This is a genomic window from Rubritalea marina DSM 17716 (genome assembly GCF_000378105.1).
In the GTDB taxonomy this organism is placed as follows: domain Bacteria; phylum Verrucomicrobiota; class Verrucomicrobiia; order Verrucomicrobiales; family Akkermansiaceae; genus Rubritalea; species Rubritalea marina.
Genome location: NZ_KB899266.1, coordinates 1 through 21,825 on the forward strand (window position 1 = coordinate 1; position 21,825 = coordinate 21,825).

Below are 21,825 nucleotides of genomic sequence, written 5' to 3' on the forward strand. Positions count from 1 at the left end.
AACAGTTTATTCTTCAAACCCCTGGGCGATATGAACTGGTGTGCTGCTGTGCTGTTGCTGAGGAATTAAAAAGTGATGCATAGCTTATCACTAAAGGGCTACAGCTTACTTGTCCACCTCTAAAAAAGGGTGTTTCACTTTACTATGATACCTTGAATTTCAATATATCCATTAGATATGATATCACTTCACGGGAGACCCAATTCACACACTGTTAAAATCTTACAAAAGCTAAGAGCTTCGAATTTTTTTGCTTTTGCTGCACCCTTATTAAATCATGTTCAAATGACCACTCTTGGCGAGACTAACAAAAAGCCATCTCTCATACATCCATGGGCTGAGGCGATGCGTTGGTATTTGGAGTGGTTGCAGATTTGTAGGCGCACGCATAAAGAAACTGCAAGTATCCCGGAAAGAATGGCCAATGCTGTGCATCGACAGCATGACGCTAAAGCGTCACGACGTCAAATGACACTATGAGGTACACCCCTCGAAGAAAGAATTTCCGAGCACCTCCTTTACTCTTTTTAGATTCCTCATTAGGCTCCTTCCAGCATGTCAGATTCCTTTGTTCACCTACACGTTCACACCGAATATTCGATCAAAGACTCCATCGTCCGCATCAAGGACTTGGCCGGTGCGGTAACAGACAATGGCATGAGCGCCGTCGCAATGACCGATCACGGCAATCTCTTCGGTACAGTCGAGTTCTACCAAAAGATGACCGGCAATGACATCAAGCCGATTCTCGGCTGCGAAGTCTACCTCGCCCCATCCGCCCTCACCGACAAAAAAGACATCCCAGGACGCAAACGAGCGACTCACCTCACACTCCTAGCAAAGAACAAAATAGGCTGGGACAACTTGACCAAGTTAGTTTCTGTTGGGCACCTCGATGGCGATTACTTTGGAGAGCCACGCATTGACCGCGACACGCTGCGCGAATTCTCCGAAGGCATCATCTGCCTCTCTGGCGACGACGAGGGGCCCATCCACGAATGGCTCGAAAAGGGGGATCTCGCTGCCGCCAAAGCCCAGGTGGAAGAACTCATCGACATCTATGGTAAGGAGGACTTTTACATCGAGCTGATGGATCACGCGCTGGAGACCCAGCCAGCGATCATCAAGTCGCTCACCTCGCTGGCCGATGAATACCAACTCAAGTTAGTAGCCACCAACGACGTCCACTTTCTCAAGGCGGAGGAACACGAAGCTCACGACGTGCTCATTTGTATTGGTGAGTCCTGCCTCTTGCTTGATGAGAACCGCAAGAGCTACTCCGACCAAGTCTACTTCAAGTCAGCTGCAGAGATGCGCGCCCTCTTCAAAGACTACCCCGGCGCCTGCGACAACACGCTGGAGATTGCGGAGAAATGCAATGTCGAGCTCGTGCTCGATCCTACGTCTTCAGACAAGTACCCGCAGTTCGAGTCCCCAGATGGCTCACCGCGTGAGGAATACTTCAAGAAAGTCTGTAAAGATGGCGTGAAGATGCGCTACCCAGAGGATAAGATTCAGGAGCTCTGCGGCATCTATGATACCGATGTAGACGGCGTCTGGAAGATTCTCGATGAACGCCTCGAGTACGAGGTGGACATCATCAACTCACTGGGTTTTGCCTCCTACTTCTTGATCACCGCGGACTTCATCGTTTGGGCGCTCGACCACGACATCCCGGTAGGCCCGGGCCGTGGTTCCGCTGCGGGCTCATTGGTGGCCTATGCCATGAAGATCACCGACATCTGCCCGATGCGCTTCGGACTACTCTTCGAACGATTCCTCAACCCAGAGCGTGTTTCGCCACCCGATGTGGACATCGACTTCTGCCAGACCCGTCGCCCTGAGGTCATCGACTACGTGCGTAAGAAATATGGAGAACGCTGTGTCTGTCACATCATCACCTACGGCACCCTAGGCGCGAAGTCGGTGCTCCGAGATGTGGCTCGCGTCATGGGCGTTTCCTTTGGCGATGCCGATAAACTTGCCAAGCTCATCGAAGCCGTTCCCGGTGTGAAGCTTCAAGGTGAATACGATGCAAAGGAAGAACTGCGCGATACCGTAGAGGCATCCTCCACCTTCAAAGAACTCTGGAACTACGCAATTAAACTCGAGGGCCTCACGCGCAACACAGGTGTCCACGCTGCCGGCGTGGTGATCGGTGATGGCGACCTCGACCACCACGTACCACTCGCCCGCGCGAAGGAAGGTGAAGTTGTCTCACAAGCAGACATGGGCGCGATCACTGAGATCGGACTCCTGAAGATGGACTTCCTTGGTCTGAAGAACCTCACGGTCATCCAAGACGCGGTCGACCACATCACCCCGCACACACCAGGCTTCAACATCACCCAGGTGCCACTCGACGATAAGCCAGCCCTCGCCCTGCTCAACCGCGGCGAAACCATGGGTGTGTTCCAGCTGGAATCCGGCGGCATGGTCGAAACATGTAAAAAGTACGGCATCGACAAGATCGAAGACGTGATCGATTTGCTCGCTGTTTATCGCCCGGGTGCGATGCAGTACATCGATGAGATGATCGCGGTGAAGAAGGGCGAGAAGGAAGTCGATTACGAACACCCGCTGCTCGAAGAAATCTGTGGCGACACCTACGGCGTGATGATCTATCAGGAACAGGTGCAGAACGCGGCAAAAATGCTCGCCGGCTACACCCTCGGTGGTGCGGATATTCTGCGCCGTGCGATGGGTAAGAAGAAGCCCTCCGAGATGGCCAAACAGCGCGAGATCTTCGTCAAAGGCGCCGCCGAGACCAACAACATCAACGCCACCAATGCCAACAAAATCTTCGACAAGATCGCGGGCTTCGCCGGCTATGGTTTCAACAAATCGCACTCCGCCTGCTACGGCCACATTTCCTATTGGACCGCCTACCTCAAAGCGAACTTCCCGGTAGAATTCCTCTGTGGATTGCTCTCCAATGAAATCAACAATACAGAAAAAATCGCGGTATTCATCGCCGAATGCCACCGCATGAAGATCGAGGTGCTGCCGCCAAACGTCAACAAATCCAAACTGCGCTTCGCACCGGAGATGCTTCCATCCGGCAAGATGGCCATCCGCTATGGACTCGCCGCCATCAAGAACGTGGGCGAAGGCGCCATGGCTGTGGCAATCGCCAATCGCGATAAGAACGGCCCCTTCGAGAGCATGGACGACTTCTCCAACCGCCTCGACACCAAGGTCGTGAACAAACGTATCCTCGAGAATCTCATCAAAGCCGGCGCCATGGACTGGACCGGCGAGACACGCGCCAGCATGGACGCCCGTCTCGAAACCGTCATCGCCACCGCCTCGTCCTCGCACAAAGACCGCGCTGCAGGCCAAGTCGCCCTCTTCGACTCCATGGACTTCGGTTCTGCTCCAGAGCCGGAAGACGCACCCCTCGTACTCCGTGAGTGGCCAAAAGAGCAACGCCTCGACACCGAGAAAGAATTGCTAGGATTCTACACCTCGGGCCACCCACTCGATGCCTACCGTGGGGTGATCGATGCTGACATGTACACCCGCATCGGCCTCATCGAAGACATCGACCTCAGCGACCGCCGCAAGCGCCATCGCTTCGCCGGCATGATCAAACAAGTAGAGCACAAAGTCACGAAAGCTGGCAAACCCTTCGGTGTGATCTACCTCGAAGACTTCACCGGCACCAAAGAAATCCTCGCCTGGAGTGAATCCTACACCCCCGCGCGCGAAGAAGGTCTCCTCGAAGCTGGCACCGTGATTCGCCTCTTCGGCAATGTTCAAGAAGACGACCGCAACCCCGAATCACGCCGAGTCTCCGGCTCCAAGATCGAAGGCCTCGCCGGCAAACGCGTCGCAGGCGCCGACAAGAAAGCCCTCAATATCACCCTCTGGACCTCAAAACACGACGAGCAAGACCTCAAGGAGATCAAACACATTCTGGAATCTAACCCAGGGAAAACCCCTGTGCTGCTCCACATCCAAAACACCATGGGTGACCGCGCCACCCTCATAGCAGGCGATTCATTCCAGGTCAGAAAGTCTGACTCCCTAGAAATGGCCCTCGCCAAGTGGATGGAGTAGCCTCCCCTCACTCCCCACCATCGGGCTCCCGGAAATGGAGCTCCACCTGAACTGGCATTCCAGGCTTTGGTAGGGGCAACTTGGTTGAATAACTATAAATATCATCCTGTGGCACCGTAGCGTTCCCCGCTCGGTTGATCAAAGCTGAAGGGTCATTGATCAACGCTATGAGGCTCTTTTCAGCGTGGGCATTGAGAAATCCGGCTCGGCTTACCTCCCCCGTGTAGAGCCACCCACTCAGCCGCTCTTGCGCTTCTTTGCCGTCAACCGCTATCAGCTCTTCGAGCGAGCAGGCGTGGTCTTCCTCAAACACCTTCCACCTCAGCCGGACCTCGACTGGGTCTCCTTTTTGCACTCCTATCAGCATCGCCGCATAGTGCAACTGAGCTGGGAGAACATCCGTAGAAAAGAGCGTCTCATGCACCTTGCCGGTGGAATGGGTCATCGCATATTCTAGATTCGAATCTACGACTTCTGCGCTCACCACATAGCGTATCATACGCGACTGCGTATGGAGCCACACTCTGCCTAGTGTGAATGCATGCTCACCCGCAGGTTTGAGTCCCAGTGATTGCTGAGGCGCATCAAAGTGTGGCCGATCAGCCACAGGAGCTTCGAATTTACCGGATGGCTTGAGATGCTCAGCGCCAGCGATTTTTTGCTCAGCTGTTTGAGCAAGAGCAACACCAGCGACCGCCATGGATAGGGATACAGCTCGCAACATGATTATGGGCTTTCTATCGCTTCCACACGGAAGAACAACGGAGTGCCTTGCGGCGTGAATTCTACGTGATGCATGGTGTAATCCGAGTCCACATCTTCCATGCTCGCATTCGAAATAGAACCACTCACCGATGGATCCGTAAAAGGCCGCCATTCGATCATGTCGGTACTGACCTGTGGAACCAAGGTGATCCCGACTGCTTCCTTGGGCTCGATGTAACTATAGCGAAATGTACCCGAAAGCATCTTACCAACTGGGAGACCGTGGCTTTTGCTATCGGCATCTAGGCTGGGAGCTTGAGCAAGGTTCGGATTCCCCAAACCAAAGGCATAGTAGAGACCGTTCTGCACTCCATTTTCAGATGCATCGCCATGCACTCCCCCTTTCTCTGGATCGTCATGCAAGCTTTCATCCAGATAGGTGCGTACCCAATGGTTCAGGCCGCCCTTGGACTCTTTTTCTGCTAACAAAGCAATCTCCGTCTCTGAAAGAACACGGCTGTGAATGCGAAGCTCATCGATGTAACCAGCATAGCTATTGCCTCCACTCGTAGAGCTACCAAACACAAATTGCGCCACACTCACATTGAATGGAGTTGTCGAATTACTGCGGGCTCCCACGAGTGCACCATCCTTGTACACCTGCATCAGTCCGGCGCTGCTATCTTTGGTAAATACCCAATGGCTCCAAACATCATTAAATAAGCTTTGGTCGCCATCAAAACTTGTCGTCATTTTGTCTACTGTCCCCTCACTACCTAACTCGAAAATGGTAGCAGCACTATTATTCGGCACGTAAAGGCGAAGCACCGCTTGGTTCGAGGCATTTTGCGCGTGAAACAGCTGAGAAGAACGAAAAGCTTCCGCGCCATCACGCTGCGCCCAAAACGATATACTGACGCTCTCCCCAAAACCACTAGTAAGTGCGGGTGGAATCGTCAGGGTGTCTCCATTGATATAAATGGAGGAACCTCGCTTCGCTACAGAGCTCAACTCCACTTCATCGCTCGTAGTCATATGGTACGCGTTCCCTGAGCTGTCTAAAAAGCTGCCATCTGCTTCCTCAGCATCAAAGGTCCAATGCGCTAACAAGTCATCCGCAAGTGCATCCACTTCGCTGAAAGCCAAAGTCGCAGAGCCCGTCTGTCCGTCACTTTGGCGGATCGTGTACTCTAGTGAATCTACCGACCCACTACTCTGTTTGGTATAGCTAATCGATTTTCCATCCGATGAAATCCGCGCATATCCAAGACTCGGTGCCGTGGGTATCGCCACGACTTCCACGCTCCCTGCAAATGCATCATTTTCTGTCACATCGATCAATGCAGGCACATCTTGTGCCACGACCAGAGTATCATCGAATGGGATCGGTGCTGGCACCACGCCATGGCTGTGGTAGCCCCCATGGCGATACTCTAGGTGGTCCCCGCTGATTGCCCCCTCACCATTGATCGGTTCGTCCTCACCCTCTTTCTGCCACGCCACGGCAAAATGGCTCGCTCCCTTATTTTCCTTATGACGCAGCTCGATATAATAACGCTCGCCCGCCACTAGGTCGAAATACTCCGACACGCCAGCTCGCCCGTCTGACCAGCTCTTCTCCCCTGTCGAGCCCGTGGTATGTGCCACAAGTTGCATATGGGTATCGTACTCTGTTGGGCTCCAGTAAAAGTCCACATCGTCGTCACCCGTGACATAGAAGCGGTACTTGCCACTCGTTGGAGGAACTACCCAACCACTGGCTCTATGGCCTATCGAGTTCGTCGTCTGTGAAGGTGTGTAGAGCTCAAAGTCTGTAATCGTTTGGTAACCGCCAGTCGCGTTCCAAGGGAAATGATAATTCGCCTCAAGATCCTCGACATCGCTTCCTTCAATTTCCTCAAAAGTCGCGACCCAGATACCCCCTGCCACAGACCCAGTATTATCAGGTACTGTGAGAGTCGCCGTATCGGATACAAACACGTGTTCCCCTACGGTGCACACGCAATAATACGTACCTTGGCTCCCACCAACCACGGGCCATAACCACAACCAATGATCTTCTGTCACCGGGCCAATCGGCTCCCCATTGCGATACCATTGGTAGATCTTCGTACCACTTCCGCTTATGAGAAAATTGAAGCTAGCATAGGAACCTACATTAGGGCTTTGATCCGACAAATTGGTCGTAATTGCCGGAGTCACTGCCGCCTCTGGCTCCTCTAACACAAGTACTGATCCATCCACTAAGTGGATGTCCGACTCAGAAGGTGTCGTCCAGCCTACGGATACATATCCCGGTGTTTTCCCCGTCTTGTGGAACAGCCTAAATGTATAAACCTCTCCAGCCGTGAGATTCACCGCCACCGGGCTTTGGTCGGATATCGCTTCCCAATCTTTTCTTTCCACCACGGCACTTGAGGCAGCGATCAGCTCCCAACTGCTGTCATCCTCTGGGTCCCAATGGATCTCAGCACCATCATTGGTGGTGAGGTAAAACTGATAGAGGCCAGACTCCTTTGGCACGACCTTAAACTCGACCTCGCGCCCCATGGTGTCGGCTTCAGGTGGGAAATCCAAACTGTAATAGCGACGTATCCGGTCAGCTCTTCCCGAAATGGCCGTGAGCGGAGTGCTATTAAACTCATAATGAAACTCACTTTCCACCACACCAGCCTGATAGCCATCAGGTGCAGCCCAAGCATGCACGTGCACTTTAAGCAGTTCCACCAGCTCCTGCCCTGAGCCTTGTAGGCGTAGCTCAAGATCGTAGATGCCGTCTTGTGAGAAATCAAACCCCGTGCTCAAGCTGCTGGCATCATCCAGTTGTACAGATGCAGCATTCTCACTCAGCACCGTCCAGCTCACTGTGTAGTCATCCGTAGGCACCGACTCTCCGAGACCATCTAACACGTCAAGCAACACATCTAGGGTCCCGTCCTCACTCACCAAAGTATGGTACTCAGGCTCGAACAATTCATGCGGAGTCGCGCTAAAATCCACCACCCACTCACTAGTATCCCACCCTGGTAAGGTCGCATAGCCACCACGTGCCACACTATAGGGTAACGCCGTAAAAATCTCTCCTAACAAAAAGTTCGAGTCATCATCATTCTCGATCCAGCCTCTAATATACTCCTGTCTCTCCCCACCAGGTTGCCACGCTAAATGCCAATACCATTTCCATTGGTCTAGTAAGTATCGACGTTGCTGAGCCGTCCAATAAGGCATCGCGAGTTGGTGCATTGCCACACCACCTAGGGTGTGCGTGTGCGCGTATTGGAAATGCTCTTGAAAACGCACCAAATAGTCCGTCATTTGATCCACATACTCTTTATCAGCAGCTGGGGGATCAGCTCCCTCCAGAGAATTCATATAGCCAAAAATAGCACCCGCTGTCCTTGCCGATGCATCCAGGCTAAATGATTCATTAAAGCCATACGTGTAGGCCACGGCGCCGACCCCTTCATGCATCGAAGCCTTTAGCTGCTCCCATTGCCATGCCATCTTTTCCTCGATCGACGGGTCAACCGCTTCATCCCATCCCTCGGGCACGACCCCTTTGACTGAATCTGGTTTCTCATCCTCGCTGGCATAGCCATAGTGCCGCGCATCGCGGATACGTACTGAAGTGTCCAGCACCCGCTCACCTTCAGCATCCGTCACTTTCTTCGCCATCGAGAGGGCAGAAAAACTATGCACCACGCAGATATTAAATCCATTTCCTGTGTAATCACTATGCACCCCAGCATGAGCACCTCCAGCTATCGGATGACGCCCGCCATACTGGGCCCACCATTGCACCCGGTTGGCTATTTTTTCACTATATGTCTGTAGCTCATCGTAGTACTCCTCTTCCTTCGTTTTCTCCAAATATTCAGCGAGAAACATCAATGAAGTGTTCAGCACCCAGTTCTCGTGTCCCGCGAACTGGTTCACAAAATGCGGATTGGCCGTGCCATCTGGCAAATACTGTTCTAGCGGAGCATACTGCGCGTTCTCCAATGCCGAGAGACAAGAATCCCGCACTTTATTGATCGAGAGCCGATACGGAGTGTCCCCCGTCGTATCATTCCAATTCGGATGACCCAACAGCGCGAAACCCGCCCAGCGCTTTGGGTAGTTCGAACCCGTTGCGCTTTCATCATTCATGATACTTTCATGAATCCCAGCACAGGCGATTTCATACTGCGCTTCAAAGGCCGTACTCCCGAGTGGAAAGGTAGGACCAAGCCCGCCGTCACCTTCCAGCTGCACGTTGACCACCGTCGTCCCCACACCGGAGCGCAACACCATCAATGGCAGCAGGCCATCGCCGCGCTGCGCACGCTCAATCGCTTCCCCCAAATCGCGAGTCGCTCCAATGAAAATACCCCAGCTATTCTCCCTCACAGAATCGCTAAATTCCTCACCAAACGCACCGTAAATGTAATCATCCACCTGCAAACCCGCCAAGGCTCCAGGCGCCCCATCAATCACCTCGCTCACCCTCACCATATTCGACTCAGACTGCGCAAAATACCGTCCTCCGATCATCCCCAAGGGATAATCAGTGTCGGTCTTCTCACCCGCCAAAACACCTGACACCAACAAAGCGAAGCACCAGATTATGACTCTATCCATTCTCATCGGGCGCAAAGCCTAGCCTATTGATTATTAATATTCCATGAGTAAAACAATGGTTCACCAGATTGTTAGACCAACCCAATCCGAGATCTGTTGGCATTCAATGGATCACGCGACCTGGAGATAGAGATGTTTTTTATACTATGTGCTTCCAGATCCCTACCGCCAATCCCCCAACAACTCGACACCTCCCCTCACTGATCGGACGGAGCTTACGACAGACTAGTTCAGGGAATATGAATGTCACGCAGGGCGGCCCAACTGCCCTAATCTCCCGCCCCCACTGGGATTCCAAAGGGGCGGAAGGATTTGCAACCATCCTTAATAGACTAGCCCTTAGCATAAGACTACAATGGCAATTCGCTATCTCGACTCATGCGCAAAAGTCTTCCTCCTAAAGCTTTCTCAGGCCTTCGGTCTCTTTGTTCCATTCGCAGAGGCTATGCCCTCATGACAGTCTTAATCGTCAGCCCCTTGCTGCTCGGACTGACTCTCGCCAGCATCCAGTTAGCCAATTCTCAACAACGCAATAGTCGAAAAGTTTGGGCACAAGCAATCGCAAAGCAGAATGCCAAATTTGCCCTCAACATCGCCATTGCCCAACTCCAACGCTATGCTGGTAGAGACCAAGTCATTAGCGCACGCAGCGACATTGACCCGCGCAACACACAACAATTCCTGACTCAAATCTATCAAACTGAAGAGATTCCAGGAAACTTCGGCACTGGCTTCCATGAGCGGCGGAGCACGGCACTTCCAGCTGTGTTGGTCTCCGGCAATGAATTCTACGACTTACTCAAGCCGAATATCGGCAAGAGCTACCCCAAAGGGTACTTCCACGGCCGCTCAGAAAGCACAGGAGATCGTTACCTCACGATCGAATCCAGCTCTAAGATTCGCGTGCCAATCGTCGGTATTCCAAGCTCCGGGCAGCACCAGCAAGCTTACGCATACTGGGTGAGCGACGAAGGGATCAAGGCGAACATTTCTATCGACCCTCTCGCAGACACTCAGGCACACCCAAATAGAGCCCCCGCCTCAGCAAACCTAGGGGCACTAGAGTCTAAAGCGAAGCCAGAAAAGCCAGTGCAGCGTGCTGCTCATCTGCAGATCGGCTGCTTTGCTGCCAGTGGTGTCTTGCTTGCCGAAGAATTGCGCCGTCATCGGCACGACATCACCTGCAGCTCGGAGTTCCTGCTCTGTGACATGCTGCATGGCGGCCTGCGCAAAAACCTCAATGCTGCATGCCAGCTAGAATCAGATCAATTTGTAGACCTCATCCAACATCGCGGAAGTGAATACGATCACCCAAACCCGGTCTTCCTCTACCAACGCTGGTGCTTTCCGGCTGAACGCGACGAGCTCTCGATTAGCCACTACCCTAGCGCTCCTTGGGAATTATTCCGTAGTCACATTTTACGTGCAGAACTTGAGCCCAACCTATCGCAAACTGACGCGCCCGTTCTCAGTCATCTGGGAAGCGCCGCGCACCGATTGACCCACTATTGGGAAAACTACCACACGAGCTATGTACCACAAACATTAGCACGCCTGGTACGCCGGTCACCAGTTATCTTGCGCTTCCAAGTTGCCGTTGATTATAGCCTCGAGGATCTGGGTGCGCACAGCGACCCTGTCGATGGCACGACCTGGACCAGATATCGACTTCGCCAACACTTCATCCCATACCTTAGCTTTTGGAACCCGTACGACAAAGGAATCGCGGTCACCGAATCCATCCAGTTCAAAACCTACCTCACCCGCGGCTATAGCGGTGGCAGCTATGATAGTCTCTTTCAACTGCAGCTAGGCCTCGACCAACGCTGGATGAGCAAGGCCGCCCATAGCTCAGAATGGGATAGTGGCCATGGTGAGTCCCAGATACGCTATCCATACTTTGCCGGTAGCTCGCGCGTGAGCAACAGCCAGCTCAATGCCACCTGCTTCACTGTGCCACCATTCAACCTTGCAGCAGGAGAAACCTGCAGCTTTACCGCAGGCGCAAGCAACACCACATTCGAGATCACTGGCAATAAACAAAATCTATTGGTTCAAGCGGATGGCCCGATCAACATGGGTTTCGGCTTCATCAGTAAAAATCTTGAGCTCTTGATCGAGAAGCCGGATTCACCCGAGCCACTCGAACTCAGCTTGATACGCTTTCCCGCAGAGGGAGGCGATGAGGAAACTCGCCTGCAAGTCACCAATGCCTCAAGCTTCCAACGCCTGCACTGGAATATCGGCGAGGCTACCGCACAATCGACGCTGCGGTTTCGACCAACGATTCTCGGCGACGACGAGCCCCTGCCTCAAGTCGATTCCAATGGCACAGAATCGCCGAAAATCACCACCTTACTCATCAAAAAGTGGCCCGCAGGTGAGCATCTCAGCGCACTCCCAGAATCATCTCTCGCGCTAGCACCCTCCAATGCCTATCAAGCACCCTGGGCACTCTTCTATCAGAGTAATGCCGCTCGCTTTGGCGCTCTAGGCTCCAATAGCGAAGGAGCTGACAGCTTTTCTTCTAACCCCATGTACCTCTCGGGGGTCGCGATCGGCCAGCACCCACTCAATTCCCCAGACCTCAGTGCTGATGCTCGCCCATTCGTAGGCTACTCCGACAGCATCGCCCATGGCTCACTTCGCTCCATACAGCACAAACTACCCCACCTCAAACGGCGCCTCTTTTCACCGGCACAACTCAATCAAGTCAACCTCAGCAAATGGCTCAGCAACTACAATGCCCAGCAAAGTAATGCCTCAGCTACCGACGCCCTGAGCCCCTCAAATTGTATCGGCAATTCCTTTTGCCCACCCCATGTCCCGTCCGGACGCACAAGCATCGTAGTTTTTGACGCCAAAGCCTACGAATCTAGCAACACCTCAACCCACTATGACGCTAGCTATCGATACAACCACGCACTCTGGGATCGCTACTTCTTCACCGGACATTATGCCAATGAACTTCAAAGTCAGAAATCATTCGCTCATGAACTCCGAGCACAACACCTCAACGTATGTCACAACCCAGACTTGTTGGCAGTCCATGACCCGCATCGTTCAGCCACTCAATTTACCCTTCAAGGAGGATTCAACATCAACTCCACATCAGTCAAAGCATGGGAAATGCTTCTCTCCGCCACTGCTGAAACATCACCCTATCATGACAAACTCACACACTTCAACGCGCGTGCTCAGCCTCATTCCACCCCACTGAGTAAGCCCCCAAAAAGCACCAAAGACCCTAGCCTTTATGACGGTTCGAGCCACCGAGCCCTCAAAGCCAAAGAACTCAGAACACTTGCTGAAGCGATCGTAGCACAAATCAAACTACGTGGCCCAGCTGCCACTATTAGTAGCTTCACCAATCGCAAGCTCGATCCCTCACACCTCGCCTCGACCCACCAAGCGAACGCCCTCCAAAGCAACTCCCTGCTGACCGGACGCCTCCAAGAAGCCATCAATCGCAGCGCGATCAATGGCGTCTTCAATGAAGCGAATTGTGTGTTGCCTCCCTCATTGTTGGCGAGCTCCGAAGCCGACTTCCAAGCCGGGAAAGTCAATCCAGAGGCACTCAACTACCACAGCACGTATGGCTGCCCCGCAAGCATCACCCAATCAGACATTCTCCACTCTATCGGACATCGTATCAGCCCACGCTCAGACACCTTCAGCATTCGAGCTTATGGTGAATGCCGCAGCCCAAGTGGAAAACTGCTAGCACGCGCATACTGTAGCGCAATAGTCCAACGTGGTTATGACTACATGCACCCTGGCGACCCCGCCGAGGGAACCGAGAAAGAATGGCAGCTAAACGCATACGACAAGGTTCCTACTCAAGGCCAGTGGGTGGAAAGGAAGCAACTTCACACTCATTCAAAACAATTTGGCAGACGATTCAATCTCACGGAATTCCGCTGGCTCAATCCCCATGAAATATAATTGAGTTCCTCCCTGAAGTATGGCATTTGATGTACTATGTCTTATCTTGATTCGTTGTTCAACCTGAAGGGAAAAGTTGCTGTTGTCTTGGGTGGCACTGGGGACTTGTGTGGTCAAATTGCTATGGGGCTGGCGAAAGCAGGTTGTCAGGTCGTTCTATCTGGGCGCGATGAGCTCAAGGCCTTCGATCGCGTGGAAGCCATCGAAGCAGAAGGCGGCACCGCCTACTTTGTCGAGGCAGAAGTCACTGAAAGTGGCTCACTCGAGGCCTTGGTCGACATCGTGAGTGAACGATCAGGACGCATCGACATCCTCATCAATGGTGCAGCTATCAATTCGAGAAACGCGATGGAGAACGTGAGCGAAGATGAGCTCACCAAGATATTTGATGTTAACTTCAACGGCACATTCCGTGCATGCCAAATCTTCAGCAACTACTTTAAACAACACGATCGTCCAACCAGCATCATCAACATTGGCTCGATTTCCGGCATCAACCCACTCTCCGATCGCTTCGTACAATCGGCAAGTAAAGCTGCAATCCATAACCTCACCCGCAACCTTGCCCGCGAATGGGCTGAATTCGACATCCGAGTCAACACCCTCATCCCCGGATTTTTTCCAGCAAAACAAAGCGCCACGATGCTGGATGATGCCCGCGTACTCGAGATTTTAAGACAAACACCTGCCTCACGTTTTGGTAATCCAGAAGAACTTGTCGGAGCCACATTGTTGTTGGCCTCGCCGAGCGCTAGCTCCTTCATCACTGGGTCTGAAATTGTGGTCGATGGAGGATTTAGCACAACTTCCATATAAAAGTGCAAAGGCTTGATAGATATTACGTGATAATGCGGTAATTTCATTCATAGAACGTTGCAACTTATTATTATTAACATTGACTTATGGTAATAATAAATCTGACAATCACAAACATTGAAGCAACCTATTAAGGAACGATCATGCAGCACAAAAACAACGAACTCTTACACACGGAGAAAATCATTGCCGACCGCAAAACCTTCTACCTCGACCTCAAGAAAAACGCCCGTGGTAAAGTTGTTAAAATCACCGAAGATGTTGGCGGCAACCGCGATACCATCATGATTCCTGCAGACATCCTTGGCGACTTCATTGCAGCCCTTACCGACATCCAAGAAACCTCGGACAACGACGAGTAAGACCACCCGCTCACAAACAAAAAAAGGCACTCCTCTCGAGTGCCTTTTGTGTTTCTACCCCACGCTAGAACTACCTCCCAAATGGGAAAAAGCTCATTCCCGCGGTTCCTTTGCTCATCGCGTCACGATTGACCCCGAGCGCATCGACTCTGGCCCGAACATCTGCCGGAACCGCTTCGCGATCAGCTGCAGTTTCATATGGCCCTGAGAAGACCACATTGCCTTGGCGATCTTTTACCGTGATGTGTTTCCCATTTTCGTCATCGGATTTCACATTCACCGACCCTTGATCATCCATCAGGGAAAAACTGCTACTGAATGAACCATGAGCACCCTGAGTGAGCGAGCTGTCTCCCCAAGAATCTTGTAAAAACTGCTTCTGAAGCTGCGCCATGCGTTCTTCCATCTCACGCGTGCGCGCCTGCATCATCTCGCGAATTCTTTGTTGATCGATACTAGGCAGATGGCGCATGGAATGCGGGATTGCCTGCGGGCTACGATCTTTCGGCTGTGATTCGCCAGCTTCGGGCATCTGAAGCTCGCGACGAGCCAAGTGCGAGGGCCTGGCTTGGAGAGTCACCGATTTGGTGACCACTTCACCTTCGGATAAACAAGTGATTGCGACATCTTCGCCAACTTGGGCTTGATGAAGCGCCTGCTTGAGGTCTCCCATGTTCGTGATCTTTTTGCCGTCAATAGCTGTGATCACATCAAATTTTTGAATTCCGGCCTGCGCTGCAGAACCGTTCGGCGATACTAACTCAATGGTGACACCGTGTGTGAGTCCCAAGCGCTCAGCCATGCTAGGCTCGATAGGCTGTCCAGCCACACCTAACCAAGGCTTTTCCACTGTGCGAGCTTTCGCAGAACTAGCTCGTAATTGAGCAACCGACTCATCTGGTTCCTGAATGGGAGTTAGCCGCTCTATCGCTAATGCTGATGTGCAGAATCCTGCGGATACCATTCCTGTAATAATGACCGATTTATGCATAGTTCTCTGTGGATTATCTTTCAGTTATTTTGGGTAGTTGGGATTAGGGAGTTCAGAATGTAGGTACAATATTGATGCCTTGTATTCAGTGGATTTCTGCAGGGACAGCGTAATATTCCACACGTGGTTGTTTGATGACATGCGGATTTCCCTCACGGTCACGCACAATGACTTCATCCTCAAATTCGACTTGCATCAAACGCACAGCACGTCCGTTCGCATCGTAGGTGATCACATCTTGTGTGGCGTTCTTGAGTTGGGAAGAAAACTGGCTACTGGGCTGTTGCGGGTTACTTGCTGGCACCGCACTTTCAATATTCGCCATGGGGACTTGCTGACTCAATGGCTCCACTGTCGTCACCTGAGCAGATGCTTGTGAAGCGGATGGGTCGCCTTGGTTCAACATCAAATAAGAAACTGCGGCGACTAATGCGACGGCGGCAGCTTGAGCCCAAGTGTTGAAGAATCGCAATTTAGACTTCACCGTCTGTGGTGACTGATCGGCGACTAGCTTTTGGGCTGCTTGGAATGGGATGATGTTTTCTTCATTTACGGAGCCTTCGCCCCATTGATCCATGGCTGAAGCCATGCGCTTGATCATATCTTCTGGCATCATCTCTGGGCTGTGCGCCTTGAGCTGTTCTTCAAAGTCCTTGAGTTCTTGATCCATAGTTGCTGAAGTCTGTGATTACTTAGTTGATAGCGAGGTGGCCATTTTTGCGCTCGTCATCGAGCAATTTTTTGAGTGCTGCCAAGCCGTATCGATAGCGGGAAGCAGCGGTGTTTTGAGAGATATCTAATGCTTCGCCAATCTCCGCAAAGGTTCGCTCACCCCAGATTTTCATGGTGATGACCTCCGCAAATTTGGGTGGCAATTTTTTGATACTTTGTTCGATATAGGCACTTGATTCACTCTCGGCCTCGGCACTCTGAAACCACGGATCCTGGACTCCGCCAGTGTCGTGCATTTTTTCAGATTCGGCTTTTTCTTCGCGTTTCCCGCGTCGTTCCACCTTGCGTCCGAGATCAATCGCATTGCGCCTGATCGCTGTGTAAAGATAAGGCAGCCAGGCTTCTTGCCCACCACTGAAACTTCCATCATTCACCTTCTGCACTAGTTTCACTAGCGCCTCTTGGAGGATGTCTTCTGCATCAGCATGTGAGCGCGTCTGCTGACGCGCAAACAACAGAAGCTTGGAACCATGCTCACGGAGCCATGACTCCCAAGCTAGTCCCTTCTGATTTTGCGCGCTCGCTTCACCCATACTGTCTTGATCTTCATCCATAGAGCGTCAGAGAAAACACCTTTTGTTTATTGTACCTTAATTTTCTGAACTTGCATCCATTCTTCGTTAGAATGTGGTGCCACAACAAAAGCAATTGGTAAGCCAAAGATATAAGCTGGAGTGGAGGATCTGGAAACAATAAAAAACCGCAAGTCCTAGAGAAGGAATTGCGGTCGCCAGAATCTGAAAAAAAGTTGGTAGCACGACCGGGATTTGAACCCGGGACCAAAGGCTTATGAGTCCTCTACTCTACCACTGAGCTATCGTGCCACTGAACTTTTAATCTGTTCGAGCCCATGAGCTCGTACGCGGAGCGATTTACCGCAGCTCGGTGTACTTGTCTATAAAAAATTTTAAGGAACCATCAGAATTGTCGAAGAGCCGCTGTTGTAGCGCATCACGCAACGCTAGAGGCACAAGCCGAAAAAATGCATGTGAGCCACATCACCACCTGGAGGATCTAATTATTCCATAGCGACACACAAATCTCTGCAATCAGGGATCCCAATAATTAGCATAATGTGCGATTGACCCTCAGATTTTCTGTGCCTAGCTTCGGCGCGAATTCAGCCAACTAATTTATGAGCAAGGACGCCCAGAACTACAAAGACAGCTTGAGCTTACCGCAAACAAGTTTCCCAATGCGTGGAGACTTGGTGAAGCGTGAGCCACTACGCCTCGAACAATGGGAATCAAATGATCTCTACCAGCGTATTCAAAAGCGTCGTATCGATCAACATGCTCCTCGCTATATCCTCCATGACGGCCCTCCATTTGCGAATGGTGACGTGCACATGGGAACTGCGCTCAACAAAGTTCTCAAGGACCTCGTACTAAAGTCTAAGACCATGGCAGGATTTGAGACTCCCTACATCCCAGGCTGGGACTGCCACGGACTACCAATCGAATTCAAGGTAGTGCAGAATGCTCAGGGGCTCGAGCCTGCTGAGATCCGCCGTCGTTGTGTCGACTTCGCCAAAGGCTGGATCGACACCCAAAAAGCATCCTTCCGCCGACTCGGTGTGCTCGGTGACTGGGAGAACCCGTACCTCACCATGGATGCGGCGTATGAAGCCGACATCGTGCGCACCTTTTCCGCACTGATCAAGCGCGGCAATGTCTACCAATCCAAGAAGCCAGTCCAGTGGTCTTACGGCGCCCAGACTGCCCTTGCCGAAGCTGAGGTGGAGTACATGGACAAGAAGTCGATCTCGCTCTACGTCGAGTTCCCACTCCTCTCCGACAAGTTTGGTGCCGGCACCTCGATGGCGATCTGGACCACCACACCGTGGACGCTCCCAGCGAACCTCGGGATCGCCACCCACCCGCTCTTCGACTACGTCGTGGGTCGCTTTGAGAAGGTCAAGCAGGTCAAAGGCCAGCCAGACGAACTCATCAGCAAGCGCCTCGTCATCGCCAAGGAACTCATCGAAGCCTTCGAAGCCAAGACTGGCTTCGCCCTCAAGGAAACCTTCCAAGAAGTGAAGGGCGACACCTTTGAAGGGCTCGATGCGCAGCATCCATTCCTCGCGCGCACATCCAAGCTCATCAATGCCAACTTCGTCACCACCGAGACCGGTACTGGCGCGGTGCACATCGCCCCAGGCCACGGTGCAGACGATTACTCTGCTGGCCAGCAAAATGGTCTCGGCGTGCTCTCACCAGTCGACGACGAAGGCAAGTACACCGACGAGTGCGGACTCCCAGACATGGTGGGCGAGCACGTCTTCGACTGCAACGTCCCGATCATCAAGATCCTCGCTGGCAAAGGTTTCCTTCTCGGCAAAGAAACCATCGCTCACAGCTACCCGCATTGCTGGCGCTCCAAGACGCCGATCATCTTCCGCGCGGTCGAACAATTTTTCATCTCACTCGAAGGCATCCGCGAGCAAGCGCTCGAAGAAATCGACAAGGTCAACTGGCTACCAAAGTGGGGCCGCAACCGCATCCACGGCACAGTCGAGGCGCGCCCCGACTGGTGTGTGTCCCGTCAGCGCACTTGGGGCGTTCCCGTCCCCGTATTCTTCAATGAAGAAGGCTCCGCCGTGATCGACGCCGATGTGGCCGACAAGATCGCCGACCTCATCGAGCAAGAAGGCTCCAACATCTGGTTCGAACTCAGCGACGCCGAGCTCTGCGAGCGCCTTGATCTGCCAGCGGGCTACAAGAAGTGCCGCGACACCCTCGACGTCTGGATCGACTCCGGTTCCTCGCACAAAGCCGTGGTAGACCGCCGCCCTGAGCTCGAAGGCCCAGCCGACCTCTACCTCGAAGCCACTGACCAACACCGCGGTTGGTTCCAGTCTTCGCTAATGCTCTCCGTGGGTCTGCGCGATGCAGCGCCATACAAGTCCGTACTCACCCACGGCTTCGTGGTCGACCAAGACAAGCTCAAGGCCAAGAAGGCAGGACAAACCAATGGCGAGTCCACCAAGCTTTCTAAATCCGAAGCCGAGAAGAGCGGCAAACCGATCGACGCAGCCTACTACTACAATAAGTACGGCTCAGACATCGTGCGCCTCTGGGTTTCCAGCGTCGACTGGCAGACCGAAGTCCCATTCGGTGAAGACCTCTTCAAGCAAATCGCTGAACCATACCGTCGCTTGCGCAACACCCTGCGCATCCTCCTCGGCAACATGGACGGCTTCCATCCCGAGACCGACGCCGTTGCCAAGGCCGACATGCCATTGCTCGATCAATGGGTGCTCGAACGCCTCAACATCGTCATCGACGAATGCCGCAGCGCCTACGAAAACTTCGAGTTCCGCAAGGTCTTCAACCAAATCAACCAATTCTGTGCCACCGACCTCTCCGCGATCTACGTGGATGTCACCAAGGACCGCATGTACTGCGACTCCAAGGAAAGCCTTCGCCGCCGCTCCACCCAGACGGTCATGCACGAAGTCTTCAGCGCGCTCACTCGCCTTCTCGCACCAGTGCTCGCCTACACCGCAGACGAAGCTTGGGAACACGCTGGCTTTGCCGACTCAGTCCACGAGCAAGACTTCCCAGCCGTCAATGACGCATGGGCAAGCTCCGAAGTCAGCACCAAGGTCGACGCCCTCCTCGAAGCGCGCGGTGTGATCCAGACTGCCATCGAAGAACAAGTCCAAGCCAAGGCATTCAACAAGAACAACGAAGCCGACGTCACCGTCACCGTGCCAGCAGACTTCCCAGCACTTGATGAACTCCAGAACCGCGACTTCGCCACCGAATTCTTCATCCTCGCGAACCTCACTGTGGAAACTGGCGACGCGCTCAGCGCCACCGCCAAAGCCACCGAGTACGCGATGTGCCCACGCTGCCGCCGCTACGAGCCACTCCTCGAGTCCGGCCTCTGCGCACGCTGCGAAGAAGTAGTCGGCTAAGCCACAGCGACGTTCTAGCGCTCAGCCGAACAAAATCATTCCAAAAACCTAGGGTACCTCACAGGAACTCTAGGTTTTTTGTTTTTCAGAATTTCAGATGATGGAACGGCTTCCCCACGGCCATAACGAACTGAACCCAGATTCAGAAGCCCTCCAGCAGGGCACGCCATGAGATAAAACTTAAGGTGCTGTTTGATCACAACTCTCAAATCGCCAGCTACAAGGCAATGCGACACCACCCAAGTCCCCCATAGGATCGTGAATCATCAATACGACAGAATAAATACTCAGCTAACACTAAATAAGTTAAGCCCCCACCCCACGTCTAACATAAAATAAAATAGCAAGATTATTCAAAAAACAACTTGCGCAAATAGATGATCAGGAGTAAAACAATACTCAGAAAGCAAGCAGTGCTTGTCTTTCGGCCAGAGTCGGTATTTCGGGGGGAATTTCCCGACTCTGTGCCTAATCTTTCAATCAAGCCCAATCACAATTCAGATTGGGCTTGATTCTTTTATAAAAAGAAGCTTGAACGTTTCTTCACAAATCGCAGAGTGTCACCGCTCTCCAGACCAATCACACTAGCTGAAGCATATGGAACCATCGAACATCATCCCGTTTGAAAAACCCAAGCCAGCGACTCTTTATCCAGGAACACCCATGAAAAGCGACCTTGTAGAACAAGCAGCAGAGATCGTAGTAGATCCACAAGTCCTCATCAACGTTGTATCTCAGCGTGTGCGTCAACTCAACACTGGCCGTGCGCCATTAGTCGACACGCTCCCAAGCATGGGCGCTGCCGACATTGCTCTCACTGAGATCATCGAAGGCAAAATCAAAGTGGTTGCAGAGGAAGAGGAATAAACCTCGTCCTTTCACAAACCACTTTCCAGCACCTGCAACACCCAGCTCCACCAGTACTTCATGAGTGCCGAAATTTCTAAAAATAGAAAAGCGCGCCACGAGTACCACATTCTCGACACCTATGAAGCGGGTGTCGAACTCAAAGGAACAGAGGTCAAGTCGATCAGAGCTGGGAAAGTGAATATCGCTGACTCATTCGCGCGCGTCGAGAAGGGTCAGCTTTTTTTGTATGGCTGTGACATCCAGCCTTGGGAAACTGCAGGCTCATGGTTCCAACACCAAAGCCGCCGCCCGCGTCGCCTACTTGTTCATAAGGCAGAAATCCTCAAACTTGAGCAGCAGACAGCCCAAAAAGGCAACACACTGGTCTGCCTGCGCATGTACTGGAAGAACCGCCGCGTCAAAATCGAGGTCGGTGTCGCCAAGGGCAAATCCATCACCGACAAGCGTCACGCCCTGAAAGATCACGTCGAGAAACGTGAAGCGCAGCGCGAAATGCAACGCTTCAATAAAGGCCACTAAGTGAGCGTACACGCCTCGCGATTCTCCTTTGCCTCTTGGCATTGAAGCTGCAGACTCTAACACTGCATCAAGAAAGAAATCTTTCGTCACCACGACATCGTCACTGTCAGCTTCTAGTATTCATTACCAGAGAGCGAAGGCATTCCGGTACTCATACGCAATGAGCACACTTGCACTTCAGGAATCACCGAAATTCCTATTCCTGAGATGCATCCGAATATCTGCGTACTCCATGACGAGGACTACCCAAAAGCTTCACAAGAATGCCACCAATATGGATC

Annotated in this window: 12 protein-coding genes and 1 tRNA gene; 7 read left to right on the forward strand and 6 right to left on the reverse strand. The window is 52.5% G+C overall.

All coding sequences use genetic code 11. From position 1 onward, the window contains the following. Positions 1 to 555 precede the first annotated feature (555 nt). Positions 556 to 4,062, forward strand: a complete 3,507-nt coding sequence (dnaE, locus tag F454_RS0112570) for a DNA polymerase III subunit alpha (protein ID WP_018971014.1) — start codon at positions 556 to 558, stop codon at positions 4,060 to 4,062. Between the two features lie 7 nt (positions 4,063 to 4,069). Here dnaE and F454_RS0112575 read toward each other — a convergent pair whose 3' ends face one another. Together F454_RS0112575 and F454_RS0112580 are read right to left on the reverse strand one after the other, a co-directional pair. After that, positions 4,070 to 4,786, reverse strand: coding sequence for a YdjY domain-containing protein (locus F454_RS0112575; protein ID WP_033368004.1), 717 nt, complete (start codon positions 4,784 to 4,786; stop codon positions 4,070 to 4,072). Between the two features lie 2 nt (positions 4,787 to 4,788). Continuing rightward, positions 4,789 to 9,387 carry a LamG-like jellyroll fold domain-containing protein gene (locus F454_RS0112580; RefSeq protein WP_169334402.1) on the reverse strand — a complete coding sequence of 1,533 codons (4,599 nt, stop codon included), beginning with the start codon at positions 9,385 to 9,387 and terminating at the stop codon, positions 4,789 to 4,791. 453 nt (positions 9,388 to 9,840) lie between these two features. Between F454_RS0112580 and F454_RS0112590 the strand changes: the two genes are divergently transcribed. The 3 genes from F454_RS0112590 to F454_RS0112600 all read left to right on the forward strand — a co-directional run bounded on the left by F454_RS0112590 (position 9,841) and on the right by F454_RS0112600 (position 14,510). Then, a complete protein-coding gene (locus F454_RS0112590; protein WP_018971018.1) occupies positions 9,841 to 13,332 on the forward strand; it encodes a hypothetical protein in 3,492 nt (1,163 codons plus the stop codon). Between the two features lie 36 nt (positions 13,333 to 13,368). Then, the gene (locus tag F454_RS0112595) at positions 13,369 to 14,148 is read left to right on the forward strand and encodes an SDR family oxidoreductase (RefSeq protein WP_018971019.1); all 780 of its coding nucleotides are present in this window, start codon (positions 13,369 to 13,371) and stop codon (positions 14,146 to 14,148) included. A gap of 143 nt (positions 14,149 to 14,291) precedes the next feature. After that, positions 14,292 to 14,510: a hypothetical protein gene (locus tag F454_RS0112600; protein ID WP_018971020.1), complete on the forward strand. Its 219-nt coding sequence runs from the start codon at positions 14,292 to 14,294 to the stop codon at positions 14,508 to 14,510. 70 nt (positions 14,511 to 14,580) lie between these two features. Here F454_RS0112600 and F454_RS0112605 read toward each other — a convergent pair whose 3' ends face one another. The 4 genes from F454_RS0112605 to F454_RS0112620 form a co-directional block, all read right to left on the reverse strand. Beyond that, positions 14,581 to 15,501, reverse strand: coding sequence for a S1C family serine protease (locus F454_RS0112605; RefSeq protein WP_083913026.1), 921 nt, complete (start codon positions 15,499 to 15,501; stop codon positions 14,581 to 14,583). Between the two features lie 85 nt (positions 15,502 to 15,586). Beyond that, positions 15,587 to 16,171: a hypothetical protein gene (locus F454_RS0112610; protein ID WP_018971022.1), complete on the reverse strand. Its 585-nt coding sequence runs from the start codon at positions 16,169 to 16,171 to the stop codon at positions 15,587 to 15,589. A 22-nt stretch (positions 16,172 to 16,193) separates the two neighbouring features. Beyond that, on the reverse strand, positions 16,194 to 16,787 hold the full coding sequence (locus F454_RS0112615; protein ID WP_018971023.1) for an RNA polymerase sigma factor: 594 nt from the start codon (positions 16,785 to 16,787) through the stop codon (positions 16,194 to 16,196). 195 nt (positions 16,788 to 16,982) lie between these two features. Continuing rightward, positions 16,983 to 17,057, reverse strand: a tRNA-Met gene (locus F454_RS0112620). Between the two features lie 311 nt (positions 17,058 to 17,368). Here F454_RS0112620 and ileS point away from each other — a divergent pair. The 3 genes from ileS to smpB all read left to right on the forward strand — a co-directional run bounded on the left by ileS (position 17,369) and on the right by smpB (position 21,544). Beyond that, positions 17,369 to 20,155 carry an isoleucine--tRNA ligase gene (gene ileS / locus F454_RS0112625; protein ID WP_018971024.1) on the forward strand — a complete coding sequence of 929 codons (2,787 nt, stop codon included), beginning with the start codon at positions 17,369 to 17,371 and terminating at the stop codon, positions 20,153 to 20,155. A gap of 663 nt (positions 20,156 to 20,818) precedes the next feature. Continuing rightward, a complete protein-coding gene (locus F454_RS0112630) occupies positions 20,819 to 21,022 on the forward strand; it encodes a DNA-directed RNA polymerase subunit omega (protein ID WP_026292892.1) in 204 nt (67 codons plus the stop codon). A gap of 60 nt (positions 21,023 to 21,082) precedes the next feature. Then, the gene (gene smpB, locus F454_RS0112635; protein ID WP_018971026.1) at positions 21,083 to 21,544 is read left to right on the forward strand and encodes an SsrA-binding protein SmpB; all 462 of its coding nucleotides are present in this window, start codon (positions 21,083 to 21,085) and stop codon (positions 21,542 to 21,544) included. Positions 21,545 to 21,825: the final 281 nt, after the last annotated feature.

Excerpts from the sequence above, each read along its gene's own strand:
- dnaE (WP_018971014.1), top strand. The coding sequence starts at position 556 with ATGTCAGATTCCTTTGTTCACCTACACGTTCACACCGAATATTCGATC.
- F454_RS0112605 (WP_083913026.1), bottom strand. The coding sequence starts at position 15,501 with ATGCATAAATCGGTCATTATTACAGGAATGGTATCCGCAGGATTCTGC.
- F454_RS0112590 (WP_018971018.1), top strand. The coding sequence starts at position 9,841 with ATGACAGTCTTAATCGTCAGCCCCTTGCTGCTCGGACTGACTCTCGCC.
- F454_RS0112600 (WP_018971020.1), top strand. The coding sequence starts at position 14,292 with ATGCAGCACAAAAACAACGAACTCTTACACACGGAGAAAATCATTGCC.
- F454_RS0112615 (WP_018971023.1), bottom strand. The coding sequence starts at position 16,787 with ATGGATGAAGATCAAGACAGTATGGGTGAAGCGAGCGCGCAAAATCAG.
- smpB (WP_018971026.1), top strand. The coding sequence starts at position 21,083 with ATGAGTGCCGAAATTTCTAAAAATAGAAAAGCGCGCCACGAGTACCAC.
- F454_RS0112580 (WP_169334402.1), bottom strand. The coding sequence starts at position 9,387 with ATGGATAGAGTCATAATCTGGTGCTTCGCTTTGTTGGTGTCAGGTGTT.
- F454_RS0112595 (WP_018971019.1), top strand. The coding sequence starts at position 13,369 with ATGTCTTATCTTGATTCGTTGTTCAACCTGAAGGGAAAAGTTGCTGTT.
- F454_RS0112630 (WP_026292892.1), top strand. The coding sequence starts at position 20,819 with ATGAAAAGCGACCTTGTAGAACAAGCAGCAGAGATCGTAGTAGATCCA.
- F454_RS0112575 (WP_033368004.1), bottom strand. The coding sequence starts at position 4,786 with ATGTTGCGAGCTGTATCCCTATCCATGGCGGTCGCTGGTGTTGCTCTT.
- F454_RS0112610 (WP_018971022.1), bottom strand. The coding sequence starts at position 16,171 with ATGGATCAAGAACTCAAGGACTTTGAAGAACAGCTCAAGGCGCACAGC.
- ileS (WP_018971024.1), top strand. The coding sequence starts at position 17,369 with ATGAGCAAGGACGCCCAGAACTACAAAGACAGCTTGAGCTTACCGCAA.